Raw genomic sequence first — 24,423 nt, forward strand, 5'->3', positions numbered from 1 at the left:
CCCTTTATACCATTTATGCTTTTCCTGTTGAATTCAATTCTGCTAAAAGACCTTCCACCTTCACCATAAAGGCTTTTGAAATTTCTTCTAGCTTTTCCTTACTTTGCTCCAATGTTTCCGACTGGATACCAAAATAGAATTTCACCTTTGGCTCTGTACCTGATGGGCGTACACATACCCATGAACCATCCTCTAAGAAATACTTCAGAACATTGGACTTTGGCAATTCGATCGTTTCCTGTTTCCCGGAAGCTGTCACGGTTCTCTCCTGAACTGCATAATCCTCAACTACTTCAACTTTATATCCATTGACTTCCGCTGGTGCTGCGTTTCTGAATGCTGTCAGAAGGCTTGCGATCTGCTCCGCTCCCTCTTTTCCTTTCAATGTCAAGGACTTCATGCCTTCAAGATAGTAGCCATACTGTTCATAAAGCTCCATCAGCCCCTGGTACATAGTCTTGCCCTGCTTTTTGTAGAATGCACAGATCTCTACAGCCATAACAGCTGCCTGCACTGCATCCTTATCACGGGCAAAGTCCCCGATCAAGGAGCCATAGCTTTCCTCATAGCCGAATAGGAAGGTGTATTGCCCTGTTGCTTCATACTCTTTCATTTTTTCTCCGATGAATTTGAAGCCTGTCAAAGTGTCGACAGTTGCAACATCAAAGCTATCTGCAATCGTACGGCCAAACTCCGAGGTAACAATGGTTTTCAGCATGACACCATTATCCGGAAGCGTACCTGTCGCTTTCTTCTCCGCTAGAAGATAATGAAGGAATAAGGCTCCGGTCTGGTTTCCAGTTAAAATGACATATTCTCCGGTTTCATCCTTTACCGCAACACCCAGGCGGTCCGCATCGGGATCTGTCGCGATAAGGATGTCTGCATCCATCTCTTTTCCATCACGGATGGCAAGCTCAAACGCAGCATGCTCTTCAGGATTTGGAGAAGCGACTGTAGAGAAATTAGGATCCGGCAATTCTTGTTCCGCTACAATCTTCACATTGGTATAACTCAATGCTTCCAAGCCTTCACGCACTGGAAGGTTGGCTGTACCGTGAAGCGGCGTAAATACCACCTTCACTTTGTCACCAATTTCCTGACCTAGCTCCGGGTGTACAGAAATGGTTTTCAGCTTTTCCTGGTATGCATGGTCAATCTCTTCGCCGATGATTTTGATAAGCCCTTTTTCTTTTAGTGTTTCTTCGGACTCCACCTGGATTTCGAGCTCATTTTCCACTTCCTGTACCTTGGCAATCACTTGATCAGCTTCAAGTAAAGGCAGCTGCCCTCCATCGGGACCGTAGACCTTGTAGCCGTTGTATTCAGGCGGGTTATGGCTCGCCGTCACCACAATTCCGGAAAATGCTTTTAACTTTCGAACGGCAAAAGACAATACCGGCGTTGGACGCAGGCTTTCAAACACATACGTCTGAATGCCGTGGCTTGCCAGTGTTTTAGCAGCCTCCATCGCAAATTCAGGAGATTTATGACGGCAATCATATGCTATCGCAACGCCGCCTTTTTTCGCTTCTTCCCCAAAAGATTCTATGTATCGGGCCAATCCCTCGGACGCTTTTCGAACCGTATATACGTTCATGCGGTTCGTGCCTGCACCAATTTCACCGCGCATGCCACCTGTTCCGAATTCCAACTCTTTATAAAAGCTATCTTCTTTAGCCTTTTCATCATTTTTCATTTCTTCCAAAAGCTTGACCACTTCCTCGTCAAGGTTCGAGTTACTTTCCCAAAGTTCGTATTTATCCATCCAGTTCATGTTTCTTTTCCTCCTTGCAATAATCAGGATACTGTAGATTTCTCTTAAGCTGGTACGACATCCTGCAAATATAATACGTCAGTTTGCGACAAATTGTGCACCGTGAACGCTTCCATTATTATTATACTAGAAAAGAAAAGGAATCGCATCGGCAATTCCTCATAGAAGCGTTATCCATTTTTCATCCATCATCTTCCATTACCGTTACTGCATCCTTAATATGCTTTTCCAATTGACTTCGATGGTGCTCTGTCATTTCTTTCGTCCAGAACAGCTCCCTTGCCATTACGTCCAATACCTTTCCCTTCCACTTTTGCACCCAGTGGATGTTGAAAAAAAGGGCACCAGTGCGCCTTATGAAAAAATCCAGTGGTGTCACGGCCATCTCCTCATGAATGGCATATAGCAGCTGTACATGGATATCCAATGGCAATAAGGTTCCCTTCCCCTTTGCATTTTTCTTCTCTGCAATCCTGTATAGCTTATCGACATTCGATCCATACCGTGAAACAAGGGATAGTGCCTCTTCTTGTGAAAACCCATGCTTTTGTCCCTCTTGCGACTTTCTTTCCAAAAACGCCGGCATACTCTTGGACCCACCGAGATTTCCCCCTGAAATGGGCAGATTTTTCGTTTTACATGCATCGAATTTTACCTGATCGTCTTTGTTCAGCTGTTTTCCAATCAGGTCCACTACCATTTCCGCCATTTTCCGGTATCCGGTCAGCTTGCCGCCAGCGATCGTAATCATCCCCGTATCGGAAATCCACACCTCATCCTTTCGAGAGATTTCCGATGCGGACTTACCCTCCTCATAAATGAGCGGTCGAACTCCTGTCCAGCTTGATTCGATGTACGCTTCCATAATGTTCAGGGAAGGGAACATGAATTTGATTGCCCCGAGTACATAGTCCTTATCCTCTCTGACCATCCGTGGATGAAGCATATCCTCCTTATAAACTGTATCCGTCGTTCCGACATAGGTCTTACCGTCACGGGGAATGGCAAAAATCATCCGCTTGTCTTCAGTGTCAAAATAGATCGCGTGTTTTAAGGGGAATTTGCTCTGATCAAAAACGAGATGGATTCCTTTTGTTAATTGTAGATGCTTCTCTTTATTGGAGCTATCCATTTCACGCAGGGAATCCACCCATGGGCCGGCTGCATTGACTACTTTTTTGGCACGGACCTGATAGCTTTTCCTGCTGATCTGATCCACCACCATTGCCCCGGATATCCTGCCATTTTCATATAGCAACTTTTCCACCTTTGCATAGTTCACCGCATCTGCTCCATGTTTCACGCCTTCCTTCAGCACCTCGATAGTTAGTCTGGCATCATCTGTACGGTACTCTACGTAAAGGCCTCCACCTTTTAACCCTTCTTTATTCAACAAAGGCTCTCTTTTTAACGTTTCAGATGCCGTGAGCATTTTTCTCCGCTCCGACTTTTTGACATCAGCCAAATAATCATAAACACGAAGTCCGATAGATGTGGAAAGCTTGCCGAATGTCCCTCCCTTGTAAATGGGCAACAGCATCCATTCTGGTGTGGTGACATGTGGTCCATTCTCATATACGATCGCCCGCTCTTTTCCCACTTCGGCTACCATCTTTACTTCCAACTGCTTTAAATATCGCAGACCGCCATGGACAAGCTTTGTGGAACGGCTTGACGTTCCTCCAGCAAAGTCCTGCATTTCCACAAGTGCCACCTCCATCCCGCGGGACGCTGCATCCAAAGCAATGCCGCTCCCTGTTATTCCGCCACCGACAATAAGGATGTCATATGTAGATTCCTTCATTTTCTCTAAAATCATCGTACGGTTCGTGCTGGAGAAGGATAGTTTTTTCATATGATAAGAGCCTCCAGGTATTTTTTCTTCTACTTACTACTACACAAAAAAAGACCACAGCAAACATAGACAAAGCCCTTGCTCTGATTATGTTCTGTGACCTTTTCCCCGACTATGACCGATATATTGACATACACCGATTATACCATATTCTTCTTTTTACTTAAAAGCCATAGTTGCCAGAATGGCTTTTTTCCATCCGTCATAAAGCTCCGTTTGCTGACCTTCTGACATCTTGGGCTCAAAGCTTTTTTCCACTTGCCACTGTGAAGCGATTTCTTCTTCGCTTTTCCAAAAGCCTACCGCAAGACCTGCAAGATAGGCTGCACCGAGGGCGGTCGTTTCATTGATTGTGGTTCGCTCCACAGCCACTCTCAGCATGTCACTCTGGAATTGCAGCAGGAAGTTATTTTTAACAGCTCCCCCATCCACACGAAGTGCCTTCAGCGAGATACCTGAATCCTGCTCCATCGCCCTCAGGACATCCTTTGTCTGAAAGGCAAGTGATTCCAATGTGGCCCGGACAAAATGCTCCTTGGAGGTGCCGCGTGTCAATCCGAATACCGCGCCTCTCACATCGCTATCCCAATACGGAGTTCCAAGGCCTACAAAGGCCGGCACCACATAGACACCTTCACTGGATTCCACCCTTGTTGCATACTCCTCACTTTTGCTTGCATCCTTGAACATACGAAGTCCATCCCGCAGCCATTGAATGGCAGAGCCTGCTACAAAGATGCTGCCCTCCAGCGCATAGGTAACCTTTCCATCCAAGCCCCATGCAATGGTGGTCAATAGTCCATTATCGGACTTGATTGCCTTGTCCCCTGTATTCATCAGCATGAAACAGCCTGTGCCATATGTATTCTTGGCCACTCCTTTTTCATAACAGGCCTGACCAAACAATGCCGCCTGCTGGTCACCAGCTGCCCCGGCAATCGGGATCTCCTGGCCGAAGAAGTGGAAATCAACCGTTTTAGCATAGACTTCCGAAGAACTCTTTACCTCAGGGAGCATGGACTTTGGTACCTGTAAAATCTCCAGTAGTTCGTCATCCCACTTGAGTTCATGTATATTGTACATCAATGTCCTTGATGCATTGCTATAGTCCGTTACATGTGCCTTGCCACCGGACAGTTTCCAGATCAGCCAAGTATCAATCGTTCCAAAAAGCAATTCTCCATTTTCTGCTTTCTCTCTCGCATCCTCCACATTATCCAGCAGCCACTTCACTTTTGTTCCGGAAAAGTAGGCATCGATTAAAAGGCCCGTTTTATCACGGAAAAGATCTTCATGTCCCTGCTCCTTCAGCTGCTCGCAAATGGAAGCAGTCTGTCTGGATTGCCACACGATGGCATGATGGATCGGCTCTCCCGTATCCTTATCCCAGACAACCGTTGTTTCACGCTGATTGGTGATGCCGATTCCCGCAACCTGGGAAGGTTTGATTCCTGACTCTGAAATGCAAGAGGCAATCACCGCAAGAATGGAGCTCCAGATTTCGTTGGCATTATGCTCCACCCAGCCAGACTTGGGGAAATACTGCTTAAATTCCTTCTGTGCCGTATAGACTACTTCCCCTTTTTGATTGAAGAGCATAGCGCGCGAGCTTGTCGTTCCTTGATCAAGGGATAAAATGTATGATTCCATGAGTGGTTCGCTCCTTTCTGTAATCCTTTTGTAGATTTTCGCCTATGGTGGGGGGAAATCCTTCTTTATAAGGCGCGTTCCTTGATTTCAGGTTGGATACCCTCTACAGTACCACCCAAAACAGAACCGGAAGCGTAATTAGGGTCAATACCGTACTTACAAGGGTTGCACTGGAGACAAACTCAGGCTCCGTATTGAATTCCACCGCATACATCGTCGTGTTTGCTGCAGCAGGCATCGCAGCCATCACAATCATCAGCTGCTTGATCAAATCATCAACGGGCAAGACAAGGGTGATGAGAAAAGCGATAACAGGTGATACAATCAGCTTGATTCCCACGGCATAGAACAGCTTCTCTTTTTTGGCCGCTTTAATCGATATCTTCGCTAGCTGCATTCCGAGAATCACCATGATAACAGGAATGGTTGCATCTGCCACTAGATTTACCGCCTCCATAAGGGAAGAGGATACCGGTACAGAAAGGTATTGAAAACTCAGGCCAATCAAAGCCCCGTACATGATCGGCATCTTCACGACAGCCCTTGCAGCGGAACGGAAACCATCACTTTCCGGGCTCCCTTTGGCCGCATAGTACACTCCGACAGTCGCCATCAGCATCTGCTGTGCGACCATCAGGACAACCGCGTATTCAAACCCCACCACACCAAACAATAGAAGCGCAAGCGGCGTTCCATAGTTTCCGTTGTTCATGAAGCTCGCTGATAGGATCAGCCCGCATGTCTCAGCCCTTGAGTACTTTTTAACCCATGATAACAGGTAGACAAATAGAATAAGAGAAACACACAGCAAGATCGTATATAGCACGATATAGAGATGCTCGCTCGAAAACTCATTCGTATAGAAAGTACGGAACACAAGCACTGGGGATAATAAATATAATGCCATCTTCGATAAGGCTTTCGTATCGAATCCCAGTGTTTTTTGACCGATGAAACCTATTGCAAATATAAGAAAAACTGGTAAAAGTACGTCTAGAAAAATCATGAATATCCTCGCAATCTGCTACTATTTCAATGATGTAGTTTTTTTCTATCTTAACAAATTCCCTGAAAAATGACAGGAATTTATTTCGGTTCACTTAATAATTTACCAGTTCTATCCCCTTGCACGAATTACAGGTAATGGAGTAAACTAAAAGTATTCCGATTATACAGGTGGGATTAATGAGTTATGAAAAATACAACGGCTACAACAATACCTAAACCACTCGTCACTATTAACCAATGGTTCATTATACTTTCTGTGGTGATTTCTTTGATCACTGGATTTTATTCAATATTACTGCTACCTTTATTGGCTGGCACAATCGGACTGCTAACAGGGTTTAACCCAGTCTTGAAACTGGCTGGCAAGTTTCTTTCAAAACCGCATTCTTCCTACCCTATGGAGGATAAAGCGCAATTGCAATTCAATCAGACAATCGCTGTCAGCTGTCTTGCACTTTCACTAATTGGTTTCTACGCCGGGATTACGGCTATCGGCTACATTTTTTCCATCATGGTGGCGGTTGCCTCTGGTGTTGCACTTTTAGGATTCTGCGTAGGCTGCTTCATCCGCTTCCAATGGCAACAGTATCAATATCGCAGACATACGGCAAAATAAAGCAGGAGTCGACTTATGAAAAAGTCGACTCCTGTTTTTTAAACTAGTTTCGCATAAACTGTTGCTATTGACGAATACAACATAAACACATAATTTTACATATCATCGTGCTCTTTTCGATGGGATTAGATAATATAATTTTTAAATTATGCGAAGTTTATCTCGGTAAAAAATCCAAAGGCTGATTTTTTACGGTCAGAAGCAACAAACTTTACGAAAAGAGCTTTTTTATTTTTTATATTTAATTTCATACACATCACGTCTTCTGTCCTTCAGCTGACGCACTGTTCCTGACTGACGCTGGCGGCGCAGGATTTCGAGATCCACATCCCCGATGATCACCATCTCGATATTCGGGTTGCACTCGCCGACAATTCCATCACGGGCAAATTCAAAATCGGATGGGGCAAAGATGGCAGACTGGGAATATTGGATGTCCATGTTCTCCACCTGTGGCAGGTTTCCGCAAGTTCCGGCAATGACAGTATAGATCTGATTTTCAACAGCGCGTGCCTGTGCACAGTATCGAACGCGGAGATAGCCTTGTCTGTCCTCTGTGTTGAATGGACAGAAGATGATATTCGCCCCTTTTTCGGTAGCAATACGTGCAAGCTCCGGAAACTCGATATCATAGCATATCTGAATCGCAATTTTACCGCAATCTGTATCAAATACTTTCACCGTGTCACCGCGGCTGATCCCCCACCATTTTCGTTCATTTGGTGTGATATGGATTTTATACTGCTTCTCTATCGTCCCATCACGACGGAAAAGATAGGCAATATTGAATACTTTATCATCCTCCTCGACGAAATGGGAACCTCCTATGATATTGACGTTGTATTTGACAGCCAAATCGGTGAAAAGCTGAATATATTCTTCGGTATATTCTGTCAGTCGCTGAACAGCTTTACTTGGTGATCTTTCATTCAGAAAGCTCATCAGCTGGGTCGTGAATATTTCCGGGAAGACAGCAAAATCCGCGCCTGCATCAGATGCCACATCCGTATAGTATTCCACTTGGGTGGCGAACTCTTCAAATGAACTGATCGGTTTCATCATATATTGGACCACACAAACCCTGACAGGGAAGGAAGTTTTAAAATGACGCTTCGTTTTCGGGGTATACTCCACATTGTTCCATTCCATCAGTGTTGCATATTTATTGGATGCGAGGTCATCCGGCAGATAGCCAGGGTTGATCCGCATCAAGGTAAATTCATTTAAAAGCTGGAACGAAAGTACGGGATCATAGATTTTGTGGCGCATCACCTGGCGGACGTATTCACGTGGTGACATTTCTTCCGCATGCTTATGATAGTTTGGAATTCTTCCTCCGATAATGATACTCTTCAGGTTCAGCCTTCTTGCCAAATCTTTTCTTGCTTCATAAAGGCGGTGTCCTACCTTCATTCGACGGAAGCCTGGATGCACCATCACTTCTATTCCATAAAGGTTATAGCCATCTGGATTATGGTTCGTTATGTATCCTTCGTCGGTAATATCATCCCATGTATGTCGATCATCATACTCATCGAAGTTGATAAGCAGGCTTGAGCAGGAACCGATGATTTCCCCATCATACTCTGCACATAGCTGCCCTTCCGGAAACATGATCAAATGACTTTCCAGTTGTTCTTTTTGCCAAGGATCCATGCCTGGGAAACATAAATGTTGCAGGGCGATAATATCATCTATGTCTTTCATTTCTATATTTCTAATAATCATTTTTTTCTCGAATTTAGACAAGTCGATTTTAGACAAAAACACCATCTCCTCTTAATTGTGCTAAATATATGGATTTCATGTTGGGCTCTTTCTGTAAAAAAAGGAGAATTACCCAATATTACTTATTCCCCAATTTCATAAATACAAAACACTTCCTCTTCTAGTTTTGCATATTGACCACAGGATTTGAAACAATAAGCACTTTAAAAAAGACCGGCTGCGAAAATGCTGCCGGTCTTCGTTATTATTTCAACTTATATACTCTTGCTTCCCAAGGACGTAAAGTAAATTCCCTTACATCATCATCTTTCACATCATAATTGCTGATAAGTAGTTCCTTTTCCTCGAAATGTGGTGGATGTTCCCATGTAAAGTCGTGAATATTTCCTGAGAAATTTGTCACAACCAATAAAGTTTCGTCGTTTAATGTTCGAGTATAGGCGAATACTTCTGGATGGTCTTCATAGAGCATGTCAAAAGATCCGTATACGATAATCTCATGCTTCTTGCGAAGTTCAATCAGATATCTATAATAATGGAAAATGGAATCCGGGTCTTCCAGTGCTTTTTGGGCGTTGACTTCCGGATAGTTCGGGTTCACTTTGATCCAAGGTGTACCCTCTGTAAAGCCGGCATTGGCAGTATCATCCCACTGAACAGGAGTTCTCGCATTATCACGGCCTTTTGTATATAATGATGTCATAATATCGTCCACGTTTTCCCCGTTTTCAATCACACGTTCTTTATACATATTCAACGTTTCAATATCCTTGTATTCCCCGATCGACTCAAAACGGACATTGGTCATTCCAATCTCTTCCCCCTGATAAATATAAGGGGTACCCTTCATCATATGCAGGGTTGTGGCAAGCATCTTGGCTGAAGTGACACGATATTCCTTATCATCTCCCCAACGGGAAACGATTCGTGGCTGATCGTGGTTATTCCAGTAAAGGCTGTTCCATCCCCCGTCCTCGAGCTCAGACTGCCATTTTCCAAGAGATTTCTTCAAATCCCTTAAATCAAGCGGTTTGAGGTGCCATTTATTTTTACCAGGCTGTGTATCGAGGTCCATATGCTCAAATTGGAATACCATGTTAAGCTCTTTACGTTCTTCTCCGGTGTAAAGCTTCCCTTCTTCAGGGGATACACCAGGCATTTCTCCCACTGTCATAATGTCATACCCGGATAGAACCTCTTTGTTCATCTCTTGAAGAAACTCATGGATACGGGGGCCGTTCATGAAATATTGATGGCCGGACACATATTTTTTCCCTTCAGGATTTTCCCCATCCGGCAAGCCATCTACCTTTGAGATGAAGTTGATGACATCCATCCGAAAGCCGTCAATCCCTTTATCCAGCCAAAATTTCATTAGATCGTATACTTCTTGGCGAAGTTTTGGATTTTCCCAGTTCAAGTCGGGCTGTTTTTTGGAGAACAAGTGGAGAAAATACTCTTCCGTTGTTTCATCATATTCCCACACAGAGCCGCCAAACGTCGCTTCCCAGTTGTTAGGCTCCCGTACTCCCTTACCTGGTCTCCAGATATAATAGTCCCGGTAAGGATTGTCTTTGGACTTTTTCGCTTCCTTGAACCAGTCATGCTCATCTGAACTATGGTTCACCACAAGGTCCATAATCAGCTTGATGCCTCTTTTGTGCATTTCAGCCAGCATCTCTTCCCAATCCGCCATCGTTCCGAATTCATCCATGATTGTACGGTAATCACTGATATCATAACCATTATCATCATTTGGGGATTGATAGACAGGTGATAGCCACACCACATCAACACCAAGCTCCTTCAGATAATCCAGTTTTTCAATGATTCCTCTGATATCTCCTACTCCATCTCCGTTCGAATCATTAAAGCTGCGAGGATATATTTGATATACAACTGATTCTTTCCACCATTGGCGTGTCATAGCTCCGTCTCCTTTTACCCTTTTTGTCTTATATTAATGAAATCGATTCCACAACCTATTGTACAAGATTTCCTTTCTAATGGAAACCGCTTTCTTTTCCCGCATCCACTCCTCTTCCAAGCTGTCATGAAATGTTCACAGGTAAAATGATTGATTAGCTTTGCAATGCGGATGGACAAGTACTATAATTTTAAACAAGAATCCAAGATATATGAAACCAAGATAAATGAGGCGAGGAAAAAGTGGATCACTCCAAAAAAATTGAAAATCTATTATTGGCAGCTTCCGTTGTCGCTTTAATTGCAACATTGGGAAGCTTGTATTTTTCCGAAATTCTACTATACATACCTTGTGAGCTTTGCTGGTACCAGCGTATTCTCATGTATCCGCTTGTCGTGATTCTTGGAATAGCTGCTGTAAAAAAAGATGCAGGAATCGCAACCTATGTACTTCCGTTATCCATTCTTGGCGGGGCGATCTCCTTCTACCACTATCTTGTACAAAAAGTGGATTTTATCGGGGAAAACTCAGTGTCTTGTGGCGTCGTCCCATGTACAGGGCAGTATATCAACTGGTTAAGCTTCATCACCATCCCATTTTTGGCACTTATCGGTTTTACTCTTATCACCATCATCCTATTCATGGTTAAAAAATTGAACGTAAAGGAAGGAAAATAATCTTGAAAAAAATTGTAGTTATCGTATCTGTTATTGTTGCTATCTTTATTGCACTAGCCGTCATTACAAATATCCAGCAGAAACAACAGTCTGAAGGCAATCCGTTTGGGAAAGATAAAATCAGGCCATCCACACAGGAGCAGTTGGACGATCCACTTTACCAAAACATCATTCTTCCGGATGAGCTGGAAGAAAAATTGGAAAATAGAGAATCAGCGACCGTCTACTTCTACAGCCCGGAGTGTCCAGCTTGTAAACAGACAAGTCCTGTTGTAGTGCCAATGGCCGATGAGATGGATGTGGACCTCGAACTTTATAACATCCTGGAGTTTGAGCAAGGCTGGGATGACTACAATATCCAATCTACGCCGACATTCATCCATTTTGAAGATGGCAAAGAAGTAAGCCGCTTAGAAAATTACCACCAGGATCAGACGGTATTTTCTGATTGGTTTGAAGAAACAAAAGAAACTACGGGCGAATAATTGGCCCGTAGTTTCTTTTTTGGCTACACTAGGAATTGGTTGGATGCTCGAATGAACTTGCTGAGCATTGTAGGATTTTTTGTTTGTTGTGTAAACTGTTCAATGGCAAATGGAAAGGAAAATCCGAAATCCCTTAACATGTTGACATTCCTCTTATATAGTTCACGGTGTTTCGGCTTGATGCCCTCATCCTGGATTGTCTCGATTACAGCAATGATTGCCTGTAGACAGGAGATGATATGAAATGCTTCTTTCAGCGTTCCATTATAAACGGTAAATGTGTCGTGGACGGCACCTGTATGGAGGGATAACTGACTCTCAAGGTTTTCTATCTCTTTATCTGTGAAATAATATGGAAGAATGTTCGTTAAGAGGTGCTGGACCAGTTCCCCAATATGGTCCTCCTGCTCTGGGGTAGATGCATAAACTACTTTCACGAATTAAAACCCACCTTTGTAACTTCTCTATAATCTCTATAACAAAAGAGTAACATAAATATATGTTTTATTGCGTAGGTAGTTAATGGAATCACAAGACTAGAAACGACAAAAAGAAGGACATCCCTTCTATCTATTTAAAGGAGTTTTACCTATGAAAATACAGTTAAGTGTCCATATGGAGAATGCTCACTCCTTACAGGAATATCTAAAGGATATAGTAGGGGTGCCAAAGGGGCTGCTTCATGAATTACGCATGTCGAAAAAAGTATTGGTAAATGGTGAAATCCCCAATTGGACACACGCACTGCAGACCGGAGATACGATCATCCTTCCTGTGTTTTCCGAAGAAGTAAGCCCAGCTCCGAACATCATGGACATTTCCGTTCTGTATGAGGACGAGCATCTGTTGATTGTAAATAAGGTTGCGGATATGGAAACACATCCCTCCTCTGAAACCGATCAGCAGTCGCTTTCCAATGGAGTTGCTCACTATTTCGTGGAAAATGGGATACAGTCAAAAGTCCGTCATATTCATAGGCTGGACAAGGATACAAGTGGAGCCATCCTTTTTGCGAAGCATAGCTTAAGTGGCGCCATCTTAGATAGGGAGCTTGCGGCACGGAGTATTAAAAGAACTTATGTTGCCCTTGTTGAGGGTGTTTTGTCCAGTTCTTCCGGCACCATCGATAAAGCCATCGGTAAAGACCGACACCATGCTTCCCGCCGGAGGATTTCACCAAGCGGCCAAAAAGCGGTTACCCATTACAAAGTGCTGAAGGTATTCACGAAAGAAAAACTTACACTGGTGCAACTCACAATCGATACCGGCAGGACACACCAGATACGCGTCCATATGAGCAGCCTCGGCCACCCGCTATTTGGGGACACGTTGTATGGGGCGAAGAGCAAGCATTCACGTCACAGTTTGCATGCCTGGAAGTTAACTGTTCCTTATCCGTTTCAAAGTGGTTCCACCACTGTTGAGGCACCGATTCCGACTGATTTTTCCCCATTCACACTTTCATGTGACTGGAAAGAGCTGTAGCTTTTTGGTGCTACAGCTCTTTGTTAAATACATAGCTCGTTTTATCATATTCCATTTTTTCTTCATAGAAACGATGGGCATCCTTGCGCTGCAGTCCGGAAGATAACGTAATAGCCTTGCAACCTTTTTCTTTTGCCAGCGCCTCAATATGTGACAAGAGCTTTTCCCCGTAACCCTTAGATCTTGCATGACTTGCTGTCACTAGATCATACACATAAATATGATAGCCATCATAATAGTTTGTCAGAGGGACGATACCGGAAACAGCAGTAACTTCCTTCCCCTCATAAAAGCCGTGGATTTCATAGCCTTCTTGTTTCATCTTTTCGTACATATCAAAAAAAGTTTCTTCTGTTAGATGTGTTCGCAGTTCCTTTAATACGAGATATCCCTGCAGCAATTCTTCTTTTGATTGAAGGTGTTTGATCATTCTATTTCACTCTCCTATGTATAAATAATCTTACGTTTGGCAATTAACACTATAGTACCTTAAAAATTCACAAGATTGATCTTTTTTTCAAATCTGTGCGTTATTTTTATAGATATAATGAATGCATATAGATAAAGGAGAGGTAACGATGAAAAAATTATCATTATTCTTAAGCATATTTGCTGTTCTACTGTTAACAGCTTGCGGAAACAATAACTCAGACACCACAAAAGGGAATGGAGACAAACTTCCGGAAATGGTGGAGGTGGAAGTACTTCTTCCTGAAAAGATTGAATCGAATGAAGAAGTGAAAATTGAAGCGCTCGTTACCCAAGGCGAGGAAAAAGTAGAGGACGCGAACGAGGTAACATTTGAAGTCTGGAAACAAGGACAGGAAAAGGACCACGAAATGATTGAAGGGAAAAATGATGGTTCTGGCATCTATTCCTTTACGAAGACTTTTGAAGAAGAAGGCTTTTACTTCGTCGTGGCTCATACTACTGCAAGAGACATGCATGTCATGCCAAGAGTTGAAGTCACCGTGGGAAATCCTGATCCTGCTACTAAAGAGGACGAGAAATCAGGTCATGACCATGATTCCGAGCATTCCGATCACGAAGGCAGCCATGACGGGGAAGCCCATTCAGACCATGAAAGTCATGAGCACGAACACGAAGCAACATTAATGATGACACTTAATAATAAAGAAGCAGTAAAAGTAAACCAGGAAGTCACTTTGTCCACGGAATTAAAAAAAGACAATGCAGCTCTAAAGAACGCGACGGTCCGCTTTGAGGTGTGGCATGTGGATGCCGAAAAGCATGAATATATCGATGCCGCTGAAGTTAGCGAAGGTGTATATGAAGCAACAACCACCTTCAAGGAAAAGGGCATGCATAATGTCCAGATCCATGTAGAAAAAGAAGAGCTTCATGAGCATCAATTGGAAGAGCTCGAAGTGGAATAATAAAAAAGATGACCTCGAGGGGTCATCTTTTTTTGTATATTAAAAATCAAAATTATCCGGATCTGGACCAACACGTTTGTTTTCATTTAACGCATGGATTTTCTGCATATCCTCATCCGTGATTTCAAAGTCGAAGATATCAGCATTCTCCTTGATACGGTGCTCTTTTACAGATTTAGGAATGGTAACGACACCATTCTGTAGGTCCCAGCGAAGGATGATCTGTGCAACTGACTTGTTGTATTTCTCTGCTAGCTCCATCAGCACTTCATTTTGTAGCAGTTCACCCTGCATTAGTGGAGACCATGCTTCCATTTGGATGCCATTCTCTTTACAGAAGTTAAGCAGTTCAACTTGAGATAGTTTAGGGTGATATTCCACCTGGTTCACCATCGGCTTCACTTCTGCCACATCCAGAATGTCCTGAAGATGATGGATGTGGAAGTTGCTTACCCCGATTGCTCTAACCTTTCCATCCGCATATAGCTTCTCCAATGCTTTCCAAGTGTCGACGTATTTGCCTTTTACAGGCCAGTGAACGAGATATAAATCCAGATACTCCAAGCCAAGCTTCTCCATGCTTGCCTCAAATGCAGCAAGAGTGGATTCATACCCTTGATCGGCATTCCATACCTTTGTTGTGATGAATAATTCTTCACGGGGAATGCCAGCTTCTTTGATCGCCTTGCCTACACCATCTTCATTTTTATAGATGGCTGCAGTATCGATGCTGCGGTAACCTGCATTAATAGCCATTTTAACGGAGCTTTCCACTTCCTGCCCCTCTTCCACCTTGAATACACCTAATCCAAACCAGGGCATTTCCACCCCATTATGTAAAGTCGTCGTTGAAGTTAAATCATTTAACAAAGGAATCAGCCTCCTATTCATTAATAAACTCATTATGACCGATTTCAGGCAAGTTGCAAATTAAATGCTCGGATTCACACTTCTTTTTGTCCCAGGATATACATAGAAAAAAGGAGTTTTCGATGGAGATGTTTGACTATTTGATGCTCTTGAACGTGTTGGTGATTGTCTCTTCCACGATGATCAGTTACCTTTATGTCTCACAGATGGTTCTGAAAAAGGGAGCATTCCTGTTCCACACTGTAATAAGCCTCTCCTTTGTGGTTGCTGCCTGGTTTGTGACCACCAGTATATGGTACTACCTGACCATAAGAGTAGATGGACTCCTTTATCTCGGCGGGATGCTATTCAACCTGATAGTCATGTTGTTATGTGTAACAGTACTTGTATCGTACCTTATTGTAAGGCGAACTTATCTGATCAGACAATTTCAAGCGAAAAATAAATAAAACTCATCACCCAGCGTCTCTAAAGCTGGGTGATGAGTTTTTTGTCTTTGTTACTGCATTCCATTTTTCAAGGCGCCTGCAACCTGGATGGTACGTTTGGCCTGATGCTTTACTGCTGCTGTCACATCTTCCTTCCAGTTTCCTTCCTGATCTGCCGTTACACTTGTCCCGTAAGGATTTCCTCCTGCAGCAAAAATCGAGTCGTCCGTATAGCCAGGTGCCGCTACAATTGCTCCCCAATGGAACATGGTTGTATAGAGGTTAAGGATTGTCTGCTCCTGTCCTCCGTGGCGATTACTCGCAGATGTCATCGCGCTGACCACCTTATTTGCAAGCTTGCCTTCCGACCATAGCCCACCTGTTGTATCCAGGAACTGCTTCATTTGCGACGGAACAGTTCCATACCTTGTTGGTACACTGAAAATGTACGCATCCGCCCACACGAGATCATCCAGGCTCGCAGTAGGAACATCCTTCGTCTCCTCCAAATGCGCCTTCCAAGCTGGGTTACCATTTATCGCTTCTTCCGGTGCTAGCTCAGGAACTTTTACAAGCTTAACTTCAGCCCCTGTTTCCTTCGCTGCTTCTTCCGCTGTTTTGGCCAATTTGTAGTTTGTACCTGTGGAACTGTAATAGATGATTGCCAATTTCACATTATCAGTCATAAATCCAACCTCTCCTTTTTGTTTAAGGATTTACCAAAAAATATCGATTACCATATAGTACCTCTACCCTTTTATCTTGATTTCAAACGAAAATGGCACTTTTCATAAAGTTTGTAACGATAAAAAACCACTGGCAACTACCAGCGGTTCCTTGTCTACTATTCTATCAGTTCACAATTGCCAACGAGAAGTTCTGTGGTCCAACCGGTACGTTATAAGCCTGTACCTCAACCGTATACGTCCCGCTTTGCGGTGCATTAATAAATACATTTTCTACGTTATTACGGCCATCCCAATTGTTATTGTATGGCGCAGAAAAGTCATTTCCAACATATTGTGTGCCATTTGGAGCGGTAATGACAAGGTCCAGATCATTGACTAGCGTTACGGAGGCAGTTGTGCTTGCAGGTGCATCCGACCATACCAGGGAGATCTTCAACGGCTTGCCGGCAGTAGCAGTAAATGAGTACGTCGCTTTTTGGCTAGTTGATAGAGAACTTGATTCGTTCACATAGGCAACGTTCAGGGATTTATCCAATGTCACTCGGCCCCATCCTTGGTTTCCGCTCGGATAGCCAAGGCCGATGTCAGCCGCACCGGCAATCAGTGCCGCTTTTAATAGAGAAGGCTTTGGTGTGATGCCTCTGTTTTTCACAAAATGCTCACGAAGCTGTGCCACGTTTCCTGCAACGATCGGTGTAGCCATGGACGTTCCACCCATGTATGCATATTTACTGTCATGGTTCGCCCAGAAGGAGGAATCCGGTGCAAGAGAAGATCTTGCTGATAATATGAACGTTCCCGGTGCCATGACATCCGGCTTGATCCGTCCATCCTTTGTCGGTCCACGGGAAGAGAACTGTGCCACATGGTTGATATTATCCGCATAAGATCCGAAGCTTGGACGGAGGTTTTCCGTAGCACCGACTGTAATCGCATTTTTAGCTGTACCTGGTGCGCTGATGGTTCCGCCGTTCGGTCCTTCATTCCCGGCAGCGAAAAGAATCGTCATATCATTTTTGCGTACATAGTCATCCACATTTCTGGAATCTGTCGTGTAAGCGCCATTCACCGCTGCTCCCCAGGAATTTGTATGAATTCTGGCACCGGCATTGTATGCTTGGCTGAATAAGGTTTGAAGATTCGAAGGTAGACCTCCAAGTCCTCCACCGCTATCCATGATAGATTGGAAGACAAGATTCGCCTGAGGTGCCATTCCTTTATTAGAGGAACCGTTTCCTAATACAGAGCCAGCCACATGCGTACCATGACCGTTCGTATCATTGGCATTATTCGTGCGACCCAGTGCATATAGTGCCGTAATTTTCCCGCGGAAGGCTTCATGCATCGAACTGTCATTGCGACCTGTATCAAGTCCTGTATCGGCAACCGCTACGATCTGTCCTTGTCCATATAAACCGTAGCTGCTCTGAGCCACATCCGCATTGACAATTCCTCGAGCCACATCATTCATCACTTTATATTCAGGTTTTGCCGTAATATAAAGCACGTCATTACTTGTTGCGTATTGGGCGATTTGCTCGATTCCTCTTAATTGTACCTCTTTATTTTGCTGCTTTGTATCAAGCGCCACTGCTTTTACAAGCGCTGATGCCCCTTTTGTGAAAAGTTGGGGATCTATTCTGTATATCGGCAAGTATGGCTCCACGGATTCCACGTGCTCAATGGAGCTGGTTGCTGACTTAACATCGCCCTCATACTCGACAATATATGCATAATCAGGTATGTAGTCGAGAATCTTTGCTCCAGTTTTCTCTAGCTGCTGTTTTGTTTCTTCTAAAATCGGTCCATTGAATTGGACAATATGGAGTTTATTATTTGCCGGGACTGTTTCAAGCTTCTTCTGCAATCCTTTTGGGAGTTTCACATTTTCAGATTCCACCAGAAATGCAGCAGCACCAGTCTGCCCCTGCTTGGAGAAGCCTTTAGCATCAGTTGTTGTCTGAATTCCTTTGAAATCCAAATCAAAATTCCTTGCACCACCTGCAGATGGATTACTTAACGCAACAGTCGACAAAATAGCTGCAGCCGATAAAACTGATAAAAACACCTTTTTCTTCTTTCTCATCTTGAACTCCACTCCTTTCGATTCGTAACTCCCCCTAAATTTAGCACACAAAACCTATACTTTATATTGGGAAAATTCAGACTTAAAAGGCATTCTGTTGGGCACTTTTCCGCCCTACTTTCCCAATGGAAAAGCACTGCCAAAAGTCACCCCGCAAAATAAAAAGCACACGTCTCATCCCTAAAGGGACTTACGTGTGCTTTGACAATATCAACCGTTTGGAAGCGGATCCGGATGCTCATCCTTCAAAGGGGAAAACATATCCGGAGCTCCCGCAACCGCCACCACTTTCTGGTTTTGCTGTGTGACGCTACCATCATGACCACTAGAGAAAATGAAACCAACCAATAAGAAAACGAGTAATAATTTTTTCATCTGACCCTCTCCTTAGTATAAAAATGTTTGCTTCTTTAACTCCTGGTAACACAAAGAATAGAAGTAGCTCGCTTTTTTGTACTTGTAGCAGGACTCAAAGTAGATAGCGAGTTTTTCCGCATATTTTATAATAGGCTCCTTAAAGTCATGCTGCTGGAAAAAAGGGAGCGCCACTTCCAAGAAAAAAGTATCCAAATCATCATAATTTCCCTCTAGAATAAATTCGAAAATGGTGAAATAATAATGATGCTCGATATGTTCCTCTGGATCTGCCATCAGGGATTTCCCCAGATGAAGCCATTTCCTGCACTGTTCGGTATCTCCCAGATGGTCGTACTCTATCAGTAGGCAATAGATGGAATCCAGTTTACTTTCTAGGTTCCTGCCCTCTTTCAGATAATAGCTCTTCTCAAACTCTTCAATTGCTCGCGGGTGTTGCTTCCTTATGGAGTACAATTTCCCTAGATTGTGATAGATCAGTGCCTGTAAATACGTATTATTCAAGGATTCGGAAAGCTTCTGTGCCAGTAGGTAGCTCTCCTCGGACCGGTCATATTCCCCGATTCTGCGATAACATATCCCGAGAAGCACCTGACACTCCGCACTTCTTTTCAGATCATAAATTGCCTGGAAGATATGCAGTGCCTTCGTTGTATGTGTGATGCTCAAGGGGACTTTTGTCGTCTGGCTATAGGTGAGACCGAAAAGATAATAGAGATCGGCTTCCTCCGCGCTTTCAAACACGGTACTCCGCTGTAGTAGCTTCTCGGCTGCTTTCAGATGCTCAAGTGCTTCGGAGTAATTGTTCTGGCGGTAGCTGAAAATCGCATGGAACTTTTTAAAGTAATAATGCATCTGCAAATCGAAAATATCATGGAATTGTACCAGCTTATCAATAAGCAGCTTGGCCTGTTCCAAGTCCCGCAGATAAAGATAGTAGCGGAGTTCAAATAGAATGAAATACATGTATGTTTTCGTATTGACAGACTGAATCTTCAAGGAGAGCTGTTCATACCGCAGCTTTATTTCGTCGCTGTTGCTTGTGATCATCAACTTGTACCAGGCCATCAGCTCGCCAAGGATGGTCTCGTCCTGCTGCTCGATCAGACTGACTCCAAGCCTCTCGCATAACAAATGTAATACTTCCTCACTTGGGGAGGTCAAATTGTTTTCTATTTTGGAAAGATAGGAAACCGAAATGATTCCCCTGGCCAAATCCTCTTGCTTTAAATTGCGCTGGATGCGAAAAAACTTCAGCTTACTACCGATATCCATTTTAGTTGTTTTGGCAGATTGTTGATCGATCTTTATCATATGGACCATTCCTCCGCAATATCTATATTCTAAATATTCAGATTACTAAGTGTGAGTCTATGTAACTAAAAACTGTCTCTTCTTTATTATAAAAGGCTTAAATCCATTTAGTAACCATTATTTATAGTTTTCTAGGCATATTTTTAATGGGAATATTTCCCCATCCTCCCACATATACTTAACCCTTGTTATTTTTCCACTATATTTGACGAACAGTAACTAGTTTTGTCTACTATAAAGGATTTCTTCATTGAATGTTTAATAGTGTTGTGTAAGGGAGGGATGTTATATGGAATTAAAAACACATGAAGTTGCAAAAGAGTTGGGGATGGCACCCAGAACCATCCGTAAATGGGTACAGAAATACAAAATCCCTTGCAGCAAAAATGATTATGGACACTATGTATATGATCAGAAAGCTATTCTCTTGTTGGAAACCTTAAAAGCTAGTTCAGAAGTTGCAGGGTCGCTGGATGAATATGAGTCTCCCCCTCCAATTACAGAACCTACATCCATCATCCAACAGCCCAACGAGCCAAAGGAGCAGAAAATGGACCTTCTATATGACAGAATAAATAGAGTAGAACGATTGTTGGACCAAAAAGCGGATGAGGTGGTATCCTACCAGCTGCTCCAACAGAGAAAAGAAATTGAAGAACTAACAAAAAGAGTTGGGGAATTGGAGGAGATCATCCTTACCCTGCAGACTCCGAGTGTAAAGAAATACGAACCGCCCCTTATTTTTGACCAACCGGTTAAAACGAAACGGCGTGGTATGTTCCGCTCCATCTTTGGATTTTAGAGAAGCCGACTTTTTTTGGTCAGCTTCTTTTTTTGTCGTCCAAAAGCAGTTGGTCCATTACAAGGTTGAACTGATGTATTAATCCCAGTTTCTCTGTTTCCTTCAGAGTGGATCCACTTATCCGCTTAACTGCAAGGAAATATTTTGCCAATGGAGATTTTCTTGTGCGGGGATGGGTCAATTCATCCTTCAGCTCTATTATAATCGCTTCTTCCAGCTGCCCGGTCACGGGTTTTGCAGAATGAGATAATGATCGGTTACTCCAGAGTTCCATATACGCCTCTAATAGTCTATCCGGGTTCTCCATACAATTTCCGCCCTCTTTCTTACAAAATTCGTCAAACATATAGAATTTTCTTTCAATTTATGGTACTTTGTTAATGAATAATAGTACTTATCGCATCTGATTAAGGGGACTCGCAATGAATCTACTGAAAGATATTCTACTACAATTATTCTTTTTATTTCTACCTTTATTTCTATATTACCACTTTGAGAATAAATTCCAACCTAACATATCGGAATTCAAAAGGCAATGGACGTTCTTTTTGTATGGCGCTGTCTCTGTAATCATATGCATGCATTTCCCTATTGAATTACAGGATGGCTACATTTTTAATCTGGCACTTATCCCTGTCATCTTATCCATTTTATATGGTGGTTATCTTTCCGGAATTTTGACGATTCTCCTTATATTTGTCTATCCGTTGTTTACGACAGGATCAACCAGCTTTCTTTCCATTTTTTTGACGGTACCATTTATCGTGCTTTTACCCGCTTTTCTACAACCTCGATGGAAGGGATATCATAAAAATAAAAAATATCTGCTTTCCTTTTTAATTGTAACTGTAAAGCTTCCCATTTATTTTGTTTTCATTTTATACAAGCGAATGTCGGGAGTCTTACCTGCTCCCGACATTTACCTGACCGGACTATTATGTTGGCTGATTCTATGCTTTTCTTTATTTCTACTTATTTACTTTATTGAATATTGTCTTGAACTCGGTAACCTTAAAAAACAGTTGAAACGTATGAGAAGGCTGCAGCATGTAACCAGCATAGCTACAGATGTATCGGAAGAGGTCCATAAACCTTTGACAATGGTAAAGGGCTTCACCCAATTGCTTGGGGCCGAGCAAAACAAAACAAACAGAGAATATGTTCCTATCATCCTTTCAGAATTGGACCGTGCAGAGTCCATTATCCAGTCTTACATCAATCTGTCAAATTCATCAGACACTTTTCCAGCCAAATCCCTTTCCTCCAAAGAACTGATGGAAAAGGTAATGGATCGATTGCACACCTACGCAGTAAATAATCACATTCAGCTTAATGGGGGACCATTGCGTAATCTTCGTCTTCGAGGGAATATGGAACTGCTGTCAGAATCCTTCACAAGTATCCTCAAAATCTGCATGGATGCAATGCCGGCTTCTGGAGGGAAGATTGCTGTGAAAAACTTCCGAAGAGGAAACGATGTCATTTTTGAAATTGTGGATGTGGAGGGCAAAATGAAAGAAACTACCCTTCATCTACTTGAAATTTATCAGTATCCATCTGAAAATATACATAACGACCAAGTCAATGCCGCTTTTTCCGTACTTTTCGCTCATTATGGTGATATTGAAGTGAAACGCGGTTTTTTCCGGAGTAACGTGATCCAGTTAACACTTCCTGCTTATATCAAGAAAAGAAGCCAGCTTAACCATAGAGTTGTATCTCCATAAGATGAAAAAAGTCCTTATCCATTTTATTTGGTTGAAGGACTTTTTTGTTTATTTAGCATGAGAAAATGACCTGCATGTTTTAATTGACGATTAAGGCATAACCGATTGTAAAGCCAATAATTGCACCAAATACACTTATCAGGATATAAAGTGCGGCTTTCTTGAAATATCCTGCCTGCAGCAGCTGCACGGCCTCCATACTAAAAGTGGAAAAAGTAGTGAAAGACCCGAAAAACCCGATACCTACTAAAAGGAAAAGAAGATTGCCGTAAAGTTCAGGTTCTTCATGCAGATGGCCCATCAACATCCCCAAACCAAATGAACCGGCTAAATTGACCATGAGCATGGCAACTGGAATACGCGGGGAAGGATAGCGCTTCATTATTGCTACTCCAGCTAAATATCTGGCAACAGCGCCAGTGCCACCGCCAAGGATAACCATCAGGTGTAGAATACCTTCATTCATCATTCCGCCCCAACCTTTCCGGACTTACCGCGAAGCGCTCCAGCTTTCATACCCAAGTGGATTCCCAGAAAAGCCAAAGCTATCCCTAAGATAACCGTAACGGCAACATATGACGCAGCTTCAAGCATCTGTCCATCCATCCATAAGTGGAAAGCGTCGCTTCCAAACGTGGACATCGTGGTAAAGCCCCCACACAAGCCGACTCCAAGACCAAGCCTCAACCATTCCCTGTTCTGCACCACCAAAAACACCCCACTCAGAACACCCAACACAAAACTCCCAAGCAGATTCTCCACCACCGTCCCGAGTGGAAACCCAAACCCAAGCAACCCAACATTAACCCAATAACGCAACAAAGTCCCTGCTGCGCCACCAACGAAAACCGCCACCACATTCGCCATAAATCTTCATTCACCTTCCGGGGTCTGGCCCCTAACAATAATTTAATTCTATTGTAATACAATTGAAGTGAGAATTCACCGTGGTGTGATGTTTGAAGGGAAGCACACCACGATGCATGGAGGAGATTTTTTATTTCGGGGGCTGTATTGGTTATAGTTTGCTGGGAATAATATAGAATAGACCAAACTCTACCTTAGGAGGAGTATTTTGTGGAGCAGCAGGAAAGGAACCAATCAGCGGACGTCAGAGGAGATAAGACTGCCGAAAGTAGAATGAGGGTGACCACCCCCTTATTACAGGAAAAATTGCAGCAGCATTTATCTTTTGTCCGAAATGAGCTTGCAGAGGATTACCCCCTTTCATTGAAAAAGGCGCTTTCCGAACGCGTCATTTCCTTGAACAGAAAAAAGCTTACCCAGATATTGAAGGAAGTTGAACATTCGGAAGAAGCAAGATAATGTCCCATATCATCATCTGCTGAGGTGCAGCTCTCGAAGCTGCACCTCAGCAGAAAAAAGAAGCTGGCCCATTATTAAAATGTACCCTATAGAGTAGACACTTAAAAAAAGTGCTCTCTATAGGGTCTTTTTGTATAATCAATATAACATCATGAATTTGGAGACGGAGAATTATGACTAAAAAGCTTTTTACAGAGAAAG

General features: G+C 43.1%; 25 protein-coding genes. 9 read left to right on the forward strand and 16 right to left on the reverse strand.

Annotated elements, in window-relative coordinates; all coding sequences use genetic code 11:
* Positions 1 to 13 precede the first annotated feature (13 nt).
* The 4 genes from ACQCT5_RS18545 to ACQCT5_RS18560 all read right to left on the reverse strand — a co-directional run bounded on the left by ACQCT5_RS18545 (position 14) and on the right by ACQCT5_RS18560 (position 6,288).
* Positions 14 to 1,777: a phospho-sugar mutase gene (locus ACQCT5_RS18545; RefSeq protein WP_499644003.1), complete on the reverse strand. Its 1,764-nt coding sequence runs from the start codon at positions 1,775 to 1,777 to the stop codon at positions 14 to 16.
* 181 nt (positions 1,778 to 1,958) lie between these two features.
* Positions 1,959 to 3,632: a glycerol-3-phosphate dehydrogenase/oxidase gene (locus ACQCT5_RS18550; RefSeq protein ID WP_499644005.1), complete on the reverse strand. Its 1,674-nt coding sequence runs from the start codon at positions 3,630 to 3,632 to the stop codon at positions 1,959 to 1,961.
* A gap of 159 nt (positions 3,633 to 3,791) precedes the next feature.
* The gene (glpK, locus tag ACQCT5_RS18555) at positions 3,792 to 5,282 is read right to left on the reverse strand and encodes a glycerol kinase GlpK (RefSeq protein WP_499644007.1); all 1,491 of its coding nucleotides are present in this window, start codon (positions 5,280 to 5,282) and stop codon (positions 3,792 to 3,794) included.
* 103 nt (positions 5,283 to 5,385) lie between these two features.
* Positions 5,386 to 6,288, reverse strand: a complete 903-nt coding sequence (locus ACQCT5_RS18560) for an AEC family transporter (protein WP_499644009.1) — start codon at positions 6,286 to 6,288, stop codon at positions 5,386 to 5,388.
* Between the two features lie 186 nt (positions 6,289 to 6,474).
* On the opposite strand from ACQCT5_RS18560, the gene ACQCT5_RS18565 reads away from it, so the two are divergent.
* Positions 6,475 to 6,906, forward strand: coding sequence for a DUF4395 domain-containing protein (locus tag ACQCT5_RS18565; protein ID WP_499644011.1), 432 nt, complete (start codon positions 6,475 to 6,477; stop codon positions 6,904 to 6,906).
* A 228-nt stretch (positions 6,907 to 7,134) separates the two neighbouring features.
* On the opposite strand, the gene ACQCT5_RS18570 is transcribed toward ACQCT5_RS18565, so the two are convergent.
* Together ACQCT5_RS18570 and ACQCT5_RS18575 are read right to left on the reverse strand one after the other, a co-directional pair.
* On the reverse strand, positions 7,135 to 8,679 hold the full coding sequence (locus ACQCT5_RS18570) for a GNAT family N-acetyltransferase (RefSeq protein ID WP_499644013.1): 1,545 nt from the start codon (positions 8,677 to 8,679) through the stop codon (positions 7,135 to 7,137).
* A gap of 199 nt (positions 8,680 to 8,878) precedes the next feature.
* Positions 8,879 to 10,561: a glycoside hydrolase family 13 protein gene (locus ACQCT5_RS18575; protein ID WP_499644015.1), complete on the reverse strand. Its 1,683-nt coding sequence runs from the start codon at positions 10,559 to 10,561 to the stop codon at positions 8,879 to 8,881.
* Positions 10,562 to 10,803: 242 nt separating this feature from the next.
* Here ACQCT5_RS18575 and ACQCT5_RS18580 point away from each other — a divergent pair, with 242 nt between their 5' ends.
* Entirely contained in the window at positions 10,804 to 11,238 is a 435-nt protein-coding gene (locus ACQCT5_RS18580; protein ID WP_499644017.1) for a disulfide oxidoreductase, read from the forward strand.
* A gap of 2 nt (positions 11,239 to 11,240) precedes the next feature.
* Entirely contained in the window at positions 11,241 to 11,723 is a 483-nt protein-coding gene (locus ACQCT5_RS18585; RefSeq protein ID WP_499644019.1) for a thioredoxin family protein, read from the forward strand.
* A 23-nt stretch (positions 11,724 to 11,746) separates the two neighbouring features.
* Here ACQCT5_RS18585 and ACQCT5_RS18590 read toward each other — a convergent pair whose 3' ends face one another.
* The gene (locus ACQCT5_RS18590) at positions 11,747 to 12,160 is read right to left on the reverse strand and encodes a DUF5365 family protein (RefSeq protein ID WP_499644021.1); all 414 of its coding nucleotides are present in this window, start codon (positions 12,158 to 12,160) and stop codon (positions 11,747 to 11,749) included.
* Between the two features lie 154 nt (positions 12,161 to 12,314).
* Between ACQCT5_RS18590 and ACQCT5_RS18595 the strand changes: the two genes are divergently transcribed.
* Positions 12,315 to 13,208: an RluA family pseudouridine synthase gene (locus tag ACQCT5_RS18595; RefSeq protein WP_499644023.1), complete on the forward strand. Its 894-nt coding sequence runs from the start codon at positions 12,315 to 12,317 to the stop codon at positions 13,206 to 13,208.
* A 10-nt stretch (positions 13,209 to 13,218) separates the two neighbouring features.
* Here ACQCT5_RS18595 and ACQCT5_RS18600 read toward each other — a convergent pair whose 3' ends face one another.
* Complete coding sequence (locus ACQCT5_RS18600) at positions 13,219 to 13,638, reverse strand: GNAT family N-acetyltransferase (protein WP_499644025.1); 420 nt, start codon at positions 13,636 to 13,638, stop codon at positions 13,219 to 13,221.
* 148 nt (positions 13,639 to 13,786) lie between these two features.
* Between ACQCT5_RS18600 and ACQCT5_RS18605 the strand changes: the two genes are divergently transcribed.
* The gene (locus tag ACQCT5_RS18605) at positions 13,787 to 14,605 is read left to right on the forward strand and encodes a FixH family protein (protein ID WP_499644027.1); all 819 of its coding nucleotides are present in this window, start codon (positions 13,787 to 13,789) and stop codon (positions 14,603 to 14,605) included.
* 39 nt (positions 14,606 to 14,644) lie between these two features.
* Here ACQCT5_RS18605 and pgoN read toward each other — a convergent pair whose 3' ends face one another.
* Complete coding sequence (gene pgoN / locus ACQCT5_RS18610) at positions 14,645 to 15,427, reverse strand: glyoxal/methylglyoxal reductase (RefSeq protein ID WP_499644066.1); 783 nt, start codon at positions 15,425 to 15,427, stop codon at positions 14,645 to 14,647.
* Positions 15,428 to 15,597: 170 nt separating this feature from the next.
* On the opposite strand from pgoN, the gene ACQCT5_RS18615 reads away from it, so the two are divergent.
* Positions 15,598 to 15,924, forward strand: coding sequence for a hypothetical protein (locus tag ACQCT5_RS18615; RefSeq protein ID WP_499644029.1), 327 nt, complete (start codon positions 15,598 to 15,600; stop codon positions 15,922 to 15,924).
* A 50-nt stretch (positions 15,925 to 15,974) separates the two neighbouring features.
* Here ACQCT5_RS18615 and wrbA read toward each other — a convergent pair whose 3' ends face one another.
* The 4 genes from wrbA to ACQCT5_RS18635 all read right to left on the reverse strand — a co-directional run bounded on the left by wrbA (position 15,975) and on the right by ACQCT5_RS18635 (position 20,367).
* Positions 15,975 to 16,589: an NAD(P)H:quinone oxidoreductase gene (gene wrbA / locus ACQCT5_RS18620; protein WP_499644031.1), complete on the reverse strand. Its 615-nt coding sequence runs from the start codon at positions 16,587 to 16,589 to the stop codon at positions 15,975 to 15,977.
* 166 nt (positions 16,590 to 16,755) lie between these two features.
* Entirely contained in the window at positions 16,756 to 18,678 is a 1,923-nt protein-coding gene (locus tag ACQCT5_RS18625) for a S8 family serine peptidase (protein WP_499644033.1), read from the reverse strand.
* Positions 18,679 to 18,888: 210 nt separating this feature from the next.
* Positions 18,889 to 19,053, reverse strand: a complete 165-nt coding sequence (locus ACQCT5_RS18630) for a hypothetical protein (RefSeq protein ID WP_499644036.1) — start codon at positions 19,051 to 19,053, stop codon at positions 18,889 to 18,891.
* 12 nt (positions 19,054 to 19,065) lie between these two features.
* Positions 19,066 to 20,367 (reverse strand): helix-turn-helix domain-containing protein, encoded by a 1,302-nt coding sequence (locus ACQCT5_RS18635; RefSeq protein WP_499644038.1) that lies wholly within the window; start codon positions 20,365 to 20,367, stop codon positions 19,066 to 19,068.
* 289 nt (positions 20,368 to 20,656) lie between these two features.
* Between ACQCT5_RS18635 and ACQCT5_RS18640 the strand changes: the two genes are divergently transcribed.
* Positions 20,657 to 21,169: a MerR family transcriptional regulator gene (locus ACQCT5_RS18640; RefSeq protein ID WP_499644040.1), complete on the forward strand. Its 513-nt coding sequence runs from the start codon at positions 20,657 to 20,659 to the stop codon at positions 21,167 to 21,169.
* Between the two features lie 19 nt (positions 21,170 to 21,188).
* On the opposite strand, the gene yoyC is transcribed toward ACQCT5_RS18640, so the two are convergent.
* On the reverse strand, positions 21,189 to 21,476 hold the full coding sequence (gene yoyC / locus ACQCT5_RS18645) for a protein YoyC (protein WP_499644042.1): 288 nt from the start codon (positions 21,474 to 21,476) through the stop codon (positions 21,189 to 21,191).
* A 115-nt stretch (positions 21,477 to 21,591) separates the two neighbouring features.
* Between yoyC and ACQCT5_RS18650 the strand changes: the two genes are divergently transcribed.
* Positions 21,592 to 22,896: a LytS/YhcK type 5TM receptor domain-containing protein gene (locus tag ACQCT5_RS18650; protein ID WP_499644044.1), complete on the forward strand. Its 1,305-nt coding sequence runs from the start codon at positions 21,592 to 21,594 to the stop codon at positions 22,894 to 22,896.
* Positions 22,897 to 22,975: 79 nt separating this feature from the next.
* Here ACQCT5_RS18650 and crcB read toward each other — a convergent pair whose 3' ends face one another.
* Together crcB and ACQCT5_RS18660 are read right to left on the reverse strand one after the other, a co-directional pair.
* Positions 22,976 to 23,365: a fluoride efflux transporter CrcB gene (gene crcB / locus ACQCT5_RS18655; protein WP_499644046.1), complete on the reverse strand. Its 390-nt coding sequence runs from the start codon at positions 23,363 to 23,365 to the stop codon at positions 22,976 to 22,978.
* The gene (locus ACQCT5_RS18660) at positions 23,362 to 23,763 is read right to left on the reverse strand and encodes a fluoride efflux transporter FluC (protein WP_499644048.1); all 402 of its coding nucleotides are present in this window, start codon (positions 23,761 to 23,763) and stop codon (positions 23,362 to 23,364) included. The genes crcB and ACQCT5_RS18660 overlap by 4 nt, the downstream gene beginning before the upstream one ends.
* A gap of 210 nt (positions 23,764 to 23,973) precedes the next feature.
* Here ACQCT5_RS18660 and ACQCT5_RS18665 point away from each other — a divergent pair, with 210 nt between their 5' ends.
* Positions 23,974 to 24,222: a hypothetical protein gene (locus tag ACQCT5_RS18665; protein WP_499644050.1), complete on the forward strand. Its 249-nt coding sequence runs from the start codon at positions 23,974 to 23,976 to the stop codon at positions 24,220 to 24,222.
* The last annotated feature ends 201 nt before the right edge of the window (positions 24,223 to 24,423 follow it).

It is taken from the genome of Sutcliffiella halmapala (assembly GCF_050107295.1).
GTDB lineage: Bacteria > Bacillota > Bacilli > Bacillales > Bacillaceae_I > Sutcliffiella_A > Sutcliffiella_A halmapala_A.

Excerpts from the sequence above, each read along its gene's own strand:
- ACQCT5_RS18545 (WP_499644003.1), bottom strand. The coding sequence starts at position 1,777 with ATGAACTGGATGGATAAATACGAACTTTGGGAAAGTAACTCGAACCTT.
- ACQCT5_RS18550 (WP_499644005.1), bottom strand. The coding sequence starts at position 3,632 with ATGAAAAAACTATCCTTCTCCAGCACGAACCGTACGATGATTTTAGAG.
- glpK (WP_499644007.1), bottom strand. The coding sequence starts at position 5,282 with ATGGAATCATACATTTTATCCCTTGATCAAGGAACGACAAGCTCGCGC.
- ACQCT5_RS18560 (WP_499644009.1), bottom strand. The coding sequence starts at position 6,288 with ATGATTTTTCTAGACGTACTTTTACCAGTTTTTCTTATATTTGCAATA.
- ACQCT5_RS18565 (WP_499644011.1), top strand. The coding sequence starts at position 6,475 with ATGAAAAATACAACGGCTACAACAATACCTAAACCACTCGTCACTATT.
- ACQCT5_RS18570 (WP_499644013.1), bottom strand. The coding sequence starts at position 8,679 with ATGGTGTTTTTGTCTAAAATCGACTTGTCTAAATTCGAGAAAAAAATG.
- ACQCT5_RS18575 (WP_499644015.1), bottom strand. The coding sequence starts at position 10,561 with ATGACACGCCAATGGTGGAAAGAATCAGTTGTATATCAAATATATCCT.
- ACQCT5_RS18595 (WP_499644023.1), top strand. The coding sequence starts at position 12,315 with ATGAAAATACAGTTAAGTGTCCATATGGAGAATGCTCACTCCTTACAG.
- ACQCT5_RS18600 (WP_499644025.1), bottom strand. The coding sequence starts at position 13,638 with ATGATCAAACACCTTCAATCAAAAGAAGAATTGCTGCAGGGATATCTC.
- ACQCT5_RS18605 (WP_499644027.1), top strand. The coding sequence starts at position 13,787 with ATGAAAAAATTATCATTATTCTTAAGCATATTTGCTGTTCTACTGTTA.
- pgoN (WP_499644066.1), bottom strand. The coding sequence starts at position 15,427 with ATGCCCTGGTTTGGATTAGGTGTATTCAAGGTGGAAGAGGGGCAGGAA.
- ACQCT5_RS18615 (WP_499644029.1), top strand. The coding sequence starts at position 15,598 with ATGGAGATGTTTGACTATTTGATGCTCTTGAACGTGTTGGTGATTGTC.
- wrbA (WP_499644031.1), bottom strand. The coding sequence starts at position 16,589 with ATGACTGATAATGTGAAATTGGCAATCATCTATTACAGTTCCACAGGT.
- ACQCT5_RS18625 (WP_499644033.1), bottom strand. The coding sequence starts at position 18,678 with ATGAGAAAGAAGAAAAAGGTGTTTTTATCAGTTTTATCGGCTGCAGCT.
- ACQCT5_RS18630 (WP_499644036.1), bottom strand. The coding sequence starts at position 19,053 with ATGAAAAAATTATTACTCGTTTTCTTATTGGTTGGTTTCATTTTCTCT.
- ACQCT5_RS18635 (WP_499644038.1), bottom strand. The coding sequence starts at position 20,367 with ATGATAAAGATCGATCAACAATCTGCCAAAACAACTAAAATGGATATC.
- ACQCT5_RS18640 (WP_499644040.1), top strand. The coding sequence starts at position 20,657 with ATGGAATTAAAAACACATGAAGTTGCAAAAGAGTTGGGGATGGCACCC.
- yoyC (WP_499644042.1), bottom strand. The coding sequence starts at position 21,476 with ATGGAGAACCCGGATAGACTATTAGAGGCGTATATGGAACTCTGGAGT.
- ACQCT5_RS18650 (WP_499644044.1), top strand. The coding sequence starts at position 21,592 with ATGAATCTACTGAAAGATATTCTACTACAATTATTCTTTTTATTTCTA.
- crcB (WP_499644046.1), bottom strand. The coding sequence starts at position 23,365 with ATGATGAATGAAGGTATTCTACACCTGATGGTTATCCTTGGCGGTGGC.
- ACQCT5_RS18660 (WP_499644048.1), bottom strand. The coding sequence starts at position 23,763 with ATGGCGAATGTGGTGGCGGTTTTCGTTGGTGGCGCAGCAGGGACTTTG.